We start from the raw sequence: 13,908 nt of genomic DNA, 5'->3' as shown, positions 1-13,908 counted from the left end.
ATATAAACCTCTATAATGTTAAAAAAATAAGTTTTTAATTCAAAAATAATATAGATATTTGATGTAGCTACTTTTAATAAATAAAATACTATGGAATTAACGTTTTTCAAAGATTTTGACTTTACAAATTTTTGGAGTGAATGCAGTTATTCATCAAAAGATTATATAGAAGATTTTCCTGGTGATGAAATAATCGCTGAAGTTGAAAATAAATTAGGATATCAGCTTCCGAAATCTTATATCGAATTGATGAGATTGCAAAATGGCGGATTGGTGAATAAATCATGTTTTGCCACTACAGAAAGTGTCTCTTGGGCAGAAGATCATGTAGCCATTACCGGAATTATGGCGATTGGAAAAGGAAAGAAATATTCGTTGTGTGGAGAATTGGGAAGTCAGTTTATGATTGATGAATGGGGATATCCTGCCGATGGTATTTATATCTGTGACTGTCCTTCAGCCGGACACGATATGATTTTACTTGATTATTCTGCATGTGGTAAAAACGGAGAACCGGAAGTGGTGCATGTAGATCAGGAAAATAATTTTAAGAAAACCTTTCTGGCAAAAGATTTTGAAACTTTTATCAGAGGATTACGACAGGAAGAAGAATTGGAAGTAGGATAAAACTACGACTTATATGAAAAATAAAACTTTTGCAGATAAGGTCATTGAGTTTAACAAAAATCTGCACTATTCAGGATCATTACCTGAAGATTTTCAGGTTTTAAACCCATATTTAGACAACCCTGAAACCATGATCGTGATGCAAAAGTTTTATCACAAATATTATAACGACTTCAATAGAAGGAAATTTATTATAGGAATTAATCCTAGCCGCCACGGAGCAGGAGTAACGGGAGTTCCTTTTACGGATACCAAGCGTCTGGAAAATGTTTGTGGGATTACAATGAAATCTGCATATACCCATGAAGTTTCTTCCGTTTTTATGTATGACATGATTGCTCAGTATGGAGGAGCAGAAGAGTTTTATAAAAATATCTATATCAATTCTCCATTTCCTCTGGCTATTGTAAGAAAATCAAAGAATGGCTGGCTGAATGCCAATTACTATGATGATAAGGTACTCTTTAATGATGTAAAAGATTTTATGATTGAGTCTTTAAAGAAACATATCAGCTTAGACCTTGATACAACAGAAGTTTTTGTTTTAGGAAAGAAAAATGCAGATTTTATTTCAAAATTAAATCAGGAAGCTCATCTTTTCAAAAAAATGACCGTTTTGGAGCACCCGCGATATATTCAGCAATATAAGTCAAAAGAAAAGCAACTTTATATTGATAAATATATTTTAGCCCTGAATAATAGCTAATTTATCTAAATAGTTTTTAATATGCCCTGGAATCCCGAAGTTTATAATCAGTTTAAGGATGTACGCTATCTTCCTTTCTTTGATCTGATACGGTTTATTTCTCCTGATGGTTTGAAAAAAGCGATCGATATCGGTTGCGGAACCGGAGAACAGACTCACATCCTTTCAGAAAGATTCCCTGATGCAGAATTTTTAGGCATTGATTCCTCAGCAGAAATGTTGGCTCAATCAGAGGCGTATAAAAATAAGCGATTAAATTTTAAAAGGGAAGCAGTTGAAGAATTATACAATTCTACCGATACTTGGGATTTGATCTTCAGTAGCGCTGCCCTGCAATGGTCAGATAAACATGAGAAACTATTTCCAAAATTACTTTCCTTATTAAGTGAAAATGGCCAGTTTGCAATACAAATGCCACTTCAGGCAGAAAATATACTTAATCAGATTTTGTTTCAGCTAGCTTCGGAAGAACCATACAAAAGCCTCCTTCAAAACTGGAACAGGATTTCCCCCGTTTTAAGCCTGGATGAATATTCAAAAATGATATTTCAATATGGGGTAAAAGACCTGCAAATTTCTATTAAAGTTTATCCGATAATTGCTGAAAATGCGGAAAAGCTCTTTCAGTTTATCTCCGGTTCAGCATTGATTCCTTATTTAGAAAGGCTAGAGGGAAATGCCAAACAGCAATTCATTGAAGAATATAAAAAACGTATAGCAGAAAAATTTACAAAATTTCCGGCTATCTATGCATTCAAAAGAATATTGCTGTACGGCAGAAAATAAGAATTCCGAACATGCCCCGTTTTGGAGGCTAAAATTACTGCTTTAGTTTTCTTAAAAGCCCTTTATTTAGTATTTTTGTAAAAATCAATAGATACTAAAAATGAGTGATTTTGTAACATCAGAAATTAAAAATAATATTGCCGAAATTACATTCGGAACGGCAAAAAGTAATTCCCTTCCGGGAGCCATTCTTGAAAAATTAGCCCAAACTATTCTGGATGAAGGAGCTAAAGCAGAAGTGAAAGCTATCCTTGTAAAAAGTGAAGGGGAAAAAGCTTTTTGTGCAGGAGCGAGTTTTGATGAATTATTGGCTATTGAGGAACTGGAAGCTTCTACCAAATTTTTTGGCGGTTTTGCCAAAGTTTTGAATGCGATGAGAAATTGTGGTAAAATTGTCGTTGTAAGAGTTCAGGGAAAAACAACAGGAGGAGGAGTAGGTCTGGCTTGTGGTGCGGATTATTGTTTTGCAACAAAAGATTCTGCACTGGCTTTAACGGAAATTAATTTAGGTATTGGCCCTTTTGTTATCGGTCCTTACGTAGAGAGAAAAATAGGAAAATCACAATTCTCTGCTATGGCTATTGATGCAGATTTTAGATCAGCACAATGGGCAGAACAGCATAATATTTACCATTCTGTTTCTGAAACAATAGAGGAAATGGATGCCAAGCTTGATAAATTTTTAAATACACTTTCTTCAAGAAGCGAAGAGGCTTTAGCTTTAATTAAGAAAGTTTCTTGGGAAGGTACAGACCATTTCAATGAATTGATGCCTGCAAGAATTCATATGAGTGCAAGCCTTATCTTGGAAGATTCTGCTAAGAGAAATATCGAAGCAATCAAGGAAAGATTGAGAGCGAAATAAACTATTCATAATATATTGAATGAAACCATTGAAATTTTTCAATGGTTTTTATTTTTCATTTATCTTTCATTGTTTTTTTTTGGTTCGTTGCTATTGAACTATTAATAAATTTAATATTTAAATAAAAATATATTATGTAATCCATTGCATTAATATTAATATGTTAAAGTTTTAACTAATATTTGCATATGTTAATGTTTATTAACATATTTGCTGCTGTATTATTAAATTTTGTTAATATGAAGTTAAGATTGTCATTAATAACTACTGCTGTTCTGTTCTTTGCAGGCGGCCAGATGGTTGAAGCGCAGAGGACTAAAAAGGATACTACAACTACTGAAAAGCAAATTGATGAAGTTGTAATTGTTGCTTATGGTTCTCAAAAAAAAGAAACATTAGTAGGTTCTAATACAGAAATTAAAGCCAAGCAATTTGCAGATCGTCCGATTTCCAATATCGGACAGGCAATAGACGGAGCGAGTCCGGGAGTAAAAGTTTCTACGGGAACCGGGCAGCCAGGAAGCGCTCCCAGTATTCAGGTAAGAGGGATCGGTTCGTATGGAATTTCAACATCTCCTCTATATGTGGTAGATGGTGTTATTTATACCGGATCTTTATCTGCAATTAATCCCAATGATATTGCTTCTTTTAACATTCTTAAGGATGCGGCCTCTACATCATTATACGGTTCGGCTGCTGCGAATGGGGTTGTTCTAATTACAACTAAATCCGGTAGGAAAGGAACAGATGTTCTGAACTTTAATATGAGTACAGGATATGTCGGGAGGTCTATTCCGGAATATGACCGAGTAGATGTATATCAATATTATCCGTTGATCTGGGAAGCTATAAGAAATGGAAGATTTACCACTAATCCGGGAGCAGGTCTTGCTGCTGCAAATAATTATGCTTCTATAGTTTTGATTTCTGGAAACAGTACGTTTGGCTCTGGGGTTTTAAAGACAAACGTTTTTAATGTGCCTGATCAGCAATTAGTTATTGATGGTGTTTTAAATCCGAATGCTCAATTGAAGTATACAGATCTTGACTGGCAAGGTCCATTAATGAAAACGGGTTTCAGACAAAACTATGAGCTAAACTATAGTGGGGGAACTAATAAAACCACTTATTTTTCTTCAGTAAGTTATACTAATGAGACAGGTTATCTGATAAAATCTGATTTTGAACGATTCACTGCGAGATTGAAAGTAGATTCTCAAATCAAAAGCTGGCTTAAGTTAGGAACAAGTATCAGTGGAGTTTCATCTAATGGTAACAACTCTATTGATGGTGCGGATAACAATACTGCTTATATTAATCCATACAACTGGACAAGAACAATGGGACCAATATACAGCCCATATGCACATGATCCTAATACATTTGCGACATTATATGATGCGGCTGGAAATATAGTGTATGATGCTGGAGGGGCAAGAGGTGCTGATGCAGCGGCTGGAAGAAACATAATCCAAGAAACTCTTTTAAATAAGGATATTTCTAAAAATTATTATATTATTTCCAGATCTTATGCAGAGTTTAAGGTTGATCCGTATTTAACATTATCTACTAATGTTGGATATGATATAAGAAACAACAGAAGAAGCAGATATGTCAATAAGCTTATTGGAGATGCAGCTCCTGCCGGTGCAGCTGAAAAAACAACATTTACAGAGCAGACACTTACCTGGAACCAGTTGCTAAACTATAAGCGTAAATTTGACGTTCATAATTTTGAATTCTTATTAGGGCACGAAAATTACAAATATATTTATGAGTACTTTAATGCTTACAAACAAGGGCAAACAGTAGATGATAATGATGAACTGATCAATTTCGTAACACCTACTACCGTAACTTCGCAAACGGACAATTATAAAAAAGAGAGTGTTTTTTCAAGATTGAACTATGATTATAAATCTAAATATTTATTATCCGGTTCCATCAGATGGGATGCTTCTTCAAGATTTGCTAAAGATGTAAGATGGAATTCATTCTGGTCAGTAGGAGCAGGATGGAGAATTAAAGGTGAAGACTTTTTAAAGGATTCAAGATTGATAAGCGATCTTAAGCTAAGAGGTTCTTATGGAGAGGTTGGAAATGACGGGACAAATAGTTACTATATGTATAAGAGTACCTATAGCTTAGGATACAACAACGCGCAGGAGCCGGGAATTTTATTTGGTTTCTTAGCAGATCCTTCTATTACTTGGGAATCTAATAAGCAAACTGACGTTGGATTGGATTTCGGTTTCTTAAACAACAGAATTACGGGTTCAGTGGATTATTATAACAGAATTACAGATGACCTTATCTTCCCTGTTCCTGTTCCTGTATCTAGTGGTGTACCTGGAAACAGCATCAGTAAAAATGTTGGAACCATGTATAACAGAGGTTTCGAATTTGCACTTAGTGCAGATGTAGTTAAAAACGAAAACTTTACATGGAGTATCAATGCAAATGCATCGACTCTTAAAAATCAGGTCACAGAATTATCACAAGGAATTACTGAGATCATTAATGGAACTAAAAAAGTTTCTGTGGGACATTCAGTGTATGATTATTGGTTGAGACAATGGTATGGAGTTGATCCTGCTGATGGTTCACCATTATTCTTAGTTGCTGATGCTTATGCTGGTACTACAGCTTCTGATATCAGAACGGTAAACGGAACACAGGTAACAACGAACTTTAATAAAGCTAAATATGACTACTCAGGATCGGCTATTCCTGATCTGTTTGGTAGCTTCGGAACATCGATTTCTTATAAGCAATGGTCATTATCCACTATGTTTACTTATCAGTTAGGTGGAATGACATATGATTCCAATTACCAATCTTTGATGTCAAGTTACTCTCAGGGAGGCGCTTTAAGTACTGATATTTTGAACAGATGGACAACACCTGGACAAATTACGGATGTACCAGCGTTAAACTCTTCAACATATACGAGTTCAAATGCTGCATCCAGTAGATGGTTGGTGAAATCGGACTTTATTACTTTCAGACAGGCTACTTTGGCATATAGCTTCAGCCCGGAAAGTATTTCACAGTATGGTTTAACATCTTTTAGATTATTATTATCTGGAGAAAATATCTGGAGTAAAACGGCAAGAAAAGGGTTGGAACCTGCACAAACTTTCAATGGGACAACTTCAAACAGATACACTCCGGCGAGAATTGTTACAATAGGATTTAGCTTATCATTCTAAAATTAAGAGATTATGAAAAATATTATAAAAAGACAATATAAAAGAATTGTAATATTATCTTCTGCATTATTGGTACTTTCTTTAAGTTCATCTTGTAGTAGTGATTATCTGGAAACAGATCCGACAACGGCAGTTTCTGAGGAATCTGCTTATTCAAGTGCTTCCAACCTTATGGCTATTATTAATGGTATGCATAGAGATATGTATTACAGACAAAACAACAGCCAGGGACAAAACGGACAAGGAGGAATCATGATTATGATGGATGCATTAGGAGAAGATTTGGTTTTCCCTTCCACCGGTAACGGCTGGTATGTTTCAACGGTGAGATGGCAGGATCAGGTAAATGAAAACGGATCCAATGATTTTTATCCTTTCCAGTTTTACTATGCCTTGATCAGAAATGCTAATCTAGTTATTGCAAATGGCCCAACAGTGCCCACTGCAAACGCGACAGATGTTGCTACTGTAAAACAGGCTATTGGTGAAGCATATGCATTTAGAGCATTCAGTTACTATATGTTGGTTCAACTCTACGGAAAAAGATATATTCCTAATACGACGAACACTCAGCTTGGTGTTCCTATCAGATTGGTAGCGAATGAAGTTCCGTTGGCAAGAAATACAGTTGAAGAAGTTTATACTCAGATCAATAATGATATTACTGAAGCATTATCAAGATTGAGTACCTCAAGACTAACAAAATCACACTTTAATGACAGAGTTGTTTTAGGTTTAAGAGCTAGGGTTGCTTTAACTCAAGGAAATTATGCTTTGGCTGCATCTTCTGCTAAATCGGCAAGAGAAGCGATAACAGGTGGTTTTGCAGGATTCCCATTAATGAATAATGCAACATATACTGCAGGATTTAATAACCTGGAAGGTAATGGTGAATGGATGTGGGGGGCTGCCATTATTGCAGACCAAACTGATTATTTTGGAAATTTTGGAGCATATATGTCTAGAAATTATAATTCAACCAATATCAGACAGGCACCTAAGGCAATGAACAGCAAACTTTTTGCTATGTTCCCGAGTACGGACGTAAGAACAAAAGTGGTTGATCCTACTGGCCAGCATACTGCACTTGCTTTACCATCAACATATTCAAAGTTTCCATATACAAGTCAGAAATTCTTATCTGTAAGCACTTCGGACAGTAGAGTGGATGTTCCATATATGAGAGCTGCAGAAATGTATCTTATCGAAGCTGAAGCTAAAGCAAGACTAGGTGATGAAGCTGGATCAAAAGTAGTGTTTAATGCACTTGCTACTAATAGAAATCCTTCTTATACAGGTGCGACAACTACAGGAGCTGCTTATATCACGGAAATTCTGAACAGCAGAAGAATAGAGCTTTGGGGAGAAGGATTCAGATTCTTAGATCTTAAGAGATTAAATCAGGGATTAGACAGAACGGGAGCCAACCATTCTTCAGTTGTTGTTAATAATGTATTGACTGTTGCCAATACAGATAATAGATGGGAATATTTAATTCCTAGAGCAGAGATCAATGCTAATCCACTTATTGTACAAAACCCATTATAATTCTTATTCAAATTTTAATATTTTTTAAACCTTGCCTGAATAGGCAAGGTTTTTTGTATTCTTTAAACCCTGTTGAGGAAACGTTTGAAAGTTCTTTATCAAGGCTTATAATTGTAATCTGCTCCAATCAAGAGTAAGGATTTCAGTCATTTCCACGGATAATGTACTTTGTATGACTTCTTCTTCTGAGTCTTTAGGCCTTAATAAAAACATATAAAAATTTTAAAAAAATATTTTGAAGTTTGAAATTTAATTTTAACTTTGTGGTTCAAAGTTCTTTATATGGAATCAAAAAACTATCAGGAAGACTTATCTCATATCCGTTCCATGATGGAACGTTCTTCAAGATTTATTTCTTTGAGCGGACTGTCTGGAGTATTTGCCGGATTGGCAGCTATTTTAGGTGCTATATATGTATACTTTGCTTTTCAACGGGAAGGAATTGATTATTTTGCCGGACAACGAAATGTTTTTAGAGCAGGTTTGGTCAATGAGTTAATGATTACAGGCATTATTATTCTTGCCGTAGCTCTTTTAAGCGGATATATTTTTACTGCGAATAAAAGCCGCAAAAAAGGGTTGAAAATTTGGGATGCGACTACTAAGAGACTTTTAATTACCTTTGCGGTCCCTTTAGTTTCTGGTGGAATTTTCTGTTTGGGACTTTTATATCATCATCTTTTTGTATTCATCGCTCCTGCAACGTTGATTTTTTATGGATTAGCATTGGTGAGCGCAGAACGATATACATTAACTGATGTTAAGTATTTGGGATATTGCCAGATTGTATTAGGGTTGTTTTCTCTTTTCTTTCTTGGATGGGGATTGGTGACTTGGACAATAGGTTTTGGGGTGCTTCATGTGGTGTATGGACTGATTATGCATATGAAGTATAAATAATGGATATTGCTATTATAATCATTGTTTTAGTTTTAACTATAATTATTTACGTAATAGTTAGTAATTATTTCAAGACGAAAATTAAGAGCAATAAATATAGGATATTAGTAAGTATTATCATTTCGTCTTTTCTAGGAATAATATTGTATGTTATATCTGTAACGGTTACAATCTATTTTTTATTTAGAGAAAAATCTAGAGAATTTGAGCGGAAAAATTGGGTTCTTTCGGGTGAAGATATGGAAAAAAGGCTAAGCCGATATGAAATGATAGATGATTTAATTGATGAAAGACTACTAGATGGAAAAGATAGCTTACAAGTAAAAGAAATTATAGGTAATCCGGATGTCAGAAATAAGGAAAATAATAGTTGGGAATATGATTCCGGAACAGGAGGTGGTTTGGGGTTCGTTGACCACTATTTGGAAGTATATTTTAAAAATGGAAAAGTATATAAGGTTATTCATAAACGTATACAAGATTAATTAAAATGATCAAAATAAATCAACTCAACAAAGAATTTGAAAGTCGCGTGAGATTAGGCATTATGTCTATTCTTATGGTAAACGATTGGGTTGATTTCTCAGAAATGAAAAACCTTTTGGATGTTACGGATGGTAATCTGGCAAGCCATAGTGCTGCTTTGGAAAAATCGAATTATATAGAAGTAAAAAAAGAATTTGTAGGTAAAAAGCCTAAAACCTCTTATAGAGTAACACAAGCCGGAAGATTGGCATTTACCGAACATTTAAATGCGCTTGAAAAACTATTGGGCAAATAAGTTCAAATTTTTTTAAATATAAACTTTGTAATTCAAAGTACTTTATAATAATTTAAATATTACATTATGAAAACATTAAAACAAACAAACATTCTGATTTTCGCTCTTCCTGCATTGTTGTTGGCAGTGGCGTTTTTCTGCAATCTTTTTGTAGAAGGATTTAATTGGTCTTTACCGGATTTTGTGATTGCCGGAATCCTGCTTTTTGGGACCACTTTCGTTATCAGTTTAGTGGTTAATTCCAAAAACTCTTTATTCTCCAAATTAATCATTTGTGGAATTGTTTTATTGGTTCTTCTTTTAATTTGGATAGAACTGGCAGTAGGAATTTTCGGAAGCCCGTTTGCCGGAAGTTAAAACGGAAATGATGACCAGAAAAGATTTTCTGAAAAAGCTTTTAAAACTTTCAGCGATTGCAGCATTTCCGGCATTATATTCCTGGCAGATAGAACCGTTTTGGGTGGAATTTGTACAGAGAAAGCTTCCGATAAAGAATTTGCCAAAAGAACTGGAGGGGAAAATTTTGATGCAGATTTCGGACCTGCATGTTGGTGACCGGTTTGATTATCATTTCCTGATAGAATCGTTTCAAAAAGCGAAACAGTTTGCCCCTGATTTCGTGGTTTACACTGGGGATTATGTCAATTATGGAAATGCCGAAGATCATGAAAAGCTAAAAAAAGTGATGGGAAATGCCGTGATGGGTAAGTTGGGAACTTTTGGAATTTTAGGAAATCATGATTATGGTAAGAATTGGAAAGATTTGGGTTCTTCAGAGATTACCTGTCAGATTTTGGAAAGCCAGGGAATTGTCATGTTGAAAAAAACACAGGAAGAATCTCACGGATTAAATTTTATTGGTTTCGACGATCTGTGGTCTCCCAATTTTGATCCGATGAGTGTAATGAAAGATTACGATGCTTCAAAAGCAAATCTTGTGCTTTGCCACAATCCTGATGTCTGTGACAAGGATGTGTGGAATGGATATCAAGGCTGGATCCTAAGCGGTCACACTCATGGAGGACAGTGCCGGATTCCCGGAGTGATAACACCAGTTCTTCCCGTGGAAAACAGAAAATATGTTTCTGGTGAGATTGATCTTGAAGACGGAAGAATGTTGTACATCAACCGCGCATTGGGACATTCTTTTCAGGTAAGGTTTATGGTTCGTCCGGAAATAACGGTATTTAAACTTCAACGAGATGAGATCTAAATTCAATAAAATAGCATTTAATTATTTTTCAGGAAGTTGGATGATTGGAATTTTAATTATGGTATTCATGATTTTTAAAATTCAGGACGATTTATTATTTACTCTGATATTTCTATCCGCAATCAGTTTGGTCATCAATATTTTTTCAATTCTCCTGCTTCTTGCTCTGTGTCCTGTGTTTCCGGAGAATAAAAATGAATTCAAAAATTCAGCAATTTTATTACTTTTCAATTTTCCGATTCTATTCTTTACGTGCCTTATTCTATCAATATTTTAAAATAAAACTATGAAAAAATTACGCGTTAAATTTTTACTTTTCGTTTACAATAAAACACAAAAACTCTATAGAACTTACTTTAAAAAGAAAAAAAGGCAATGGCAGTTTAATGAAAAACAATTGCTGGAGTTCCATAAAGATTCTTTAGGAAGAAAGCTGGGCGAATTTTATCAGAAACACGGCTTTTCAATGATTCCCAAAATGGAAAATCACGATGTTCATCATTTGATCACAGGAATAGGAACTCAGTTTGAAGAGGAAATCGCCATGCAATATCTTCTTTTGGGAAACGGAAAACTCAATGCACATCTTTTGGCTGCCATTGTTTTGGGAACGTTTATCCTTCCGGAATATTTTAGAATTTATATCAAGGCATACAGGAAAGGACAAAATATGAGGAAATTTCATCATCTGAATTTTGAAGAACTGTTGTGGCAAAATTTTGAGAACCTCAGTGATTTTCTCAGACAGAAAGAAAATCCGGTGCTTTATTAATCTAAATTTTATGAAAACTCACCTTATGAAAACGTATCATCTTATCCTTTTTACAACTGTACTCTTTGTAGTGTTTTTTTATGGCGAAACACCTGGAGTTAATCTTGGGATTCTGGGAATAGTCTATGCAGTGCTTGCCTTGTTCGCAACTCCGGAAAAAAATAAAACCCAAACGTTTTATATTTTATTTGTCACTTCTATTTTATCCAGTATAGCCTTTGCCTGGTATCGGGATTTTCCGTCACTATTAGCAGTTGTGGCATCGCTTTTATTGTTAGGATTGAAATCAAAAACAAGAAAACTGAAAACCCTTTTTATTGTTCTGGTTTTTGTGACGAATTTCTTTACTTTTTTCTGTCGTTTTTTCAGCTTTGAAAAATGGCTTCCGAAATTCAATACTTCGAGTATGCTTCAGAAAACGATAGCCATTATTCTTGTTCCTGCCATTTTTATCATCGTATTCTTCTGCATTTATACCTATGGAAGTGATCATTTTGCCACTTTGTTTGACAATATTGAATTTGATTTCAACTTTCTTGATTTTTTCGGACTCGTCGTTCTGGGGTTCTTTATTGCGTTCAATTTCTGGAATTTTTCGGTAGACAGATTTATCTATAAACAAAATCATTATTTAAATAATACATTTTCGGTTCAGGAAAAGCCTCAGAAGCCTTCTTTTAGCTTCATGACCTTTGATCTTGAAAGAACAAGCGGGATAATAACTTTCTTGGTATTAAATATAATGCTCGTGTTCTTTATTTTCACTTATAACTATGAGCAGTTTTACGAAGTTCCAAAGACTCCTTCCCAGCTTTCAGATGAAACACATGAAAGAGTAGTTTCAGTTATTTTTAGCATTATTATGGCGATTGCGGTGATTATGTTCTATTTTAAAGGAGCTTTTAATTTTGATAAAAATGCAGGAATACTAAAGATGCTTGCTAAAATATGGATCGTTCTGAATGCGGTTTTAATATTTTCTGCGATGGCTAAAAATACAGAATATGTTCAGCAACTGGGATTAACTTATAAAAGACTGGGAGTTTACGCATTTTTAATATTGAGTATTATTGGATTGGTAGTAACTTTTATGAAAATTCGGAAGCAAAAAACCAATGCTTTTCTGTTTAATCAGATGCTGTGGTATTTCTATGGAATGATTTTGGTTTGCAGTTATTTCAACTGGGGCGGAATGGCAACACAATATAATATAAGGAATCATAAAGGAAATTTTGAATTCCTGCATTCCCTGAATTATAATGATGAAATGTTGGAAAGGGCTTTTCCGAAGGAAATGAAAACAAAAATTAATGATGACAGAACGGAAAGTGATAAAGCCACATTCCTTTCCAAGATTTTATATTACGAATCCATTAAAAAATAACATATGAAAAAGCTGCTATTCATCATTCCGATTATTTTATTCTCTTGTAAAAAAGAAGTGAAAAGTACAGAAATAAAAATGTCTGATTCAGTAAGTGTAAAAGAAAAATCTGAAAACAAAGCAGATTCAGTTATAAAGAAAGAAGATGCCAAAAGCGCGGACACAATTGCTGAGGTAAGCAGTCCGGTTACTGCTGAAGAAAAAAATGGCAGGGTCATCATAAAAACTGTTGAAGGAAATCATTTTCCGATACTGATACAGGAAGAATTTACCAAAGATCAGGATAAACTGATCCTTAAAATTTCAGGCTATTCAAAACCTCAGTTAAATGCAAAGATTCTTACCAAGCAAAACGATTTCAATATAAGGTTTAATCAAATTAAGCTTCCGGATGGAAAGATGGATGGACCTTTTGGAAGAGAAATCACATATGATATTCCCGAAAAAGGAGAAGTTTGGTTGATTATAGGAAAAAACAATATGGCAGATGGTCAGGTTACCGGTACATTTTCTGTGAAGGTAGAGTAGATTTGGTATAATTTATGTAAATGAAACTGTAAAATAAATATTATGAAAAATATATTTTCAACAGCTATAATAGCTTCTGTGGCTTTGGTAAGCTGCGGAACGGTACAGTCTCTTGTTCAGAATACATTTCCTTATACGGCCAATGTATTAATTTCTACCGGAGTGCCTGCCAATAAAGAGGTGTCTTCTACTGCAACAGCTTCCAATGTTCAGACCTGGTTTGGGGGAAATAATAATGCTAAAATAAAAGACGTAAGGATATCTGATGCAAAAGTTTCAGTGGTAAGTCCTTCCGGAGGTAATCTTAGTGACTTTAAATCAGTAAAAGTTTATGTCTCTTCGAGCGGAACCGGGGAAAGATTAGTTGCCTCAAGATCTGATATCTCTACGAGTTCGTCAAGTATTAATCTAGACTTAAATGATACAGGATATTTGGATGAGGTGGTAAAAAGCACAGGTCTTACAGTAAGAACAGTTTATGAACTGAAAAATCAGACAAGTTCTGACATGAATATAAAAATAGCACTTAATTTCAGCAGTGTACCTGCAAATTAATTTAAAAAAAATGGCCTTTCAAATAAATTGA

Annotated in this window: 15 protein-coding genes; all 15 read left to right on the top strand. The window is 34.6% G+C overall.

Annotated features, from left to right (window positions below; translation table 11 throughout):
• The first annotated feature begins 90 nt into the window (after window positions 1-90).
• The 15 genes from MKS83_RS11665 (at window position 91) to MKS83_RS11595 (ending at window position 13,877) form a co-directional block, all read left to right on the top strand.
• On the top strand, window positions 91-627 hold the full coding sequence (locus tag MKS83_RS11665; RefSeq protein ID WP_240579835.1) for an SMI1/KNR4 family protein: 537 nt from the start codon (window positions 91-93) through the stop codon (window positions 625-627).
• 13 nt (window positions 628-640) lie between these two features.
• Complete coding sequence (locus MKS83_RS11660) at window positions 641-1,333, top strand: SMUG2 DNA glycosylase family protein (RefSeq protein WP_240579834.1); 693 nt, start codon at window positions 641-643, stop codon at window positions 1,331-1,333.
• 21 nt (window positions 1,334-1,354) lie between these two features.
• Window positions 1,355-2,119, top strand: a complete 765-nt coding sequence (locus tag MKS83_RS11655; protein ID WP_240579833.1) for a methyltransferase domain-containing protein — start codon at window positions 1,355-1,357, stop codon at window positions 2,117-2,119.
• Between the two features lie 100 nt (window positions 2,120-2,219).
• Window positions 2,220-2,984 (top strand): enoyl-CoA hydratase/isomerase family protein, encoded by a 765-nt coding sequence (locus MKS83_RS11650; RefSeq protein WP_100377080.1) that lies wholly within the window; start codon window positions 2,220-2,222, stop codon window positions 2,982-2,984.
• A gap of 239 nt (window positions 2,985-3,223) precedes the next feature.
• On the top strand, window positions 3,224-6,196 hold the full coding sequence (locus MKS83_RS11645) for a SusC/RagA family TonB-linked outer membrane protein (RefSeq protein WP_240579832.1): 2,973 nt from the start codon (window positions 3,224-3,226) through the stop codon (window positions 6,194-6,196).
• Between the two features lie 12 nt (window positions 6,197-6,208).
• Window positions 6,209-7,744 carry a RagB/SusD family nutrient uptake outer membrane protein gene (locus MKS83_RS11640; RefSeq protein ID WP_240579831.1) on the top strand — a complete coding sequence of 512 codons (1,536 nt, stop codon included), beginning with the start codon at window positions 6,209-6,211 and terminating at the stop codon, window positions 7,742-7,744.
• Between the two features lie 282 nt (window positions 7,745-8,026).
• A complete protein-coding gene (locus tag MKS83_RS11635; RefSeq protein WP_240579830.1) occupies window positions 8,027-8,644 on the top strand; it encodes a hypothetical protein in 618 nt (205 codons plus the stop codon).
• Window positions 8,644-9,129, top strand: coding sequence for a hypothetical protein (locus tag MKS83_RS11630; RefSeq protein ID WP_240579829.1), 486 nt, complete (start codon window positions 8,644-8,646; stop codon window positions 9,127-9,129). The genes MKS83_RS11635 and MKS83_RS11630 overlap by 1 nt, the downstream gene beginning before the upstream one ends.
• 5 nt (window positions 9,130-9,134) lie before the next feature.
• On the top strand, window positions 9,135-9,425 hold the full coding sequence (locus MKS83_RS11625; RefSeq protein ID WP_240579828.1) for a winged helix-turn-helix domain-containing protein: 291 nt from the start codon (window positions 9,135-9,137) through the stop codon (window positions 9,423-9,425).
• Between the two features lie 66 nt (window positions 9,426-9,491).
• Complete coding sequence (locus MKS83_RS11620; RefSeq protein ID WP_240579827.1) at window positions 9,492-9,782, top strand: hypothetical protein; 291 nt, start codon at window positions 9,492-9,494, stop codon at window positions 9,780-9,782.
• 10 nt (window positions 9,783-9,792) lie between these two features.
• The gene (locus tag MKS83_RS11615) at window positions 9,793-10,638 is read left to right on the top strand and encodes a metallophosphoesterase (protein ID WP_240583188.1); all 846 of its coding nucleotides are present in this window, start codon (window positions 9,793-9,795) and stop codon (window positions 10,636-10,638) included.
• A 286-nt stretch (window positions 10,639-10,924) separates the two neighbouring features.
• Window positions 10,925-11,410, top strand: coding sequence for a ubiquinone biosynthesis protein COQ4 (locus MKS83_RS11610; protein WP_240579826.1), 486 nt, complete (start codon window positions 10,925-10,927; stop codon window positions 11,408-11,410).
• Between the two features lie 10 nt (window positions 11,411-11,420).
• Window positions 11,421-12,794: a DUF4173 domain-containing protein gene (locus tag MKS83_RS11605; protein WP_240579825.1), complete on the top strand. Its 1,374-nt coding sequence runs from the start codon at window positions 11,421-11,423 to the stop codon at window positions 12,792-12,794.
• A gap of 3 nt (window positions 12,795-12,797) precedes the next feature.
• Window positions 12,798-13,322 (top strand): hypothetical protein, encoded by a 525-nt coding sequence (locus tag MKS83_RS11600; protein ID WP_240579824.1) that lies wholly within the window; start codon window positions 12,798-12,800, stop codon window positions 13,320-13,322.
• Window positions 13,323-13,364: 42 nt separating this feature from the next.
• A complete protein-coding gene (locus MKS83_RS11595; RefSeq protein ID WP_100377070.1) occupies window positions 13,365-13,877 on the top strand; it encodes a hypothetical protein in 513 nt (170 codons plus the stop codon).
• Window positions 13,878-13,908: the final 31 nt, after the last annotated feature.

Origin of the sequence: Chryseobacterium sp. Y16C (assembly GCF_022488405.1) — a bacterium.
GTDB lineage: Bacteria > Bacteroidota > Bacteroidia > Flavobacteriales > Weeksellaceae > Chryseobacterium > Chryseobacterium geocarposphaerae.
The sequence above is the reverse complement of the archived record's forward strand: the minus strand, read 5'-3'. Positions and strand labels throughout refer to the sequence as shown.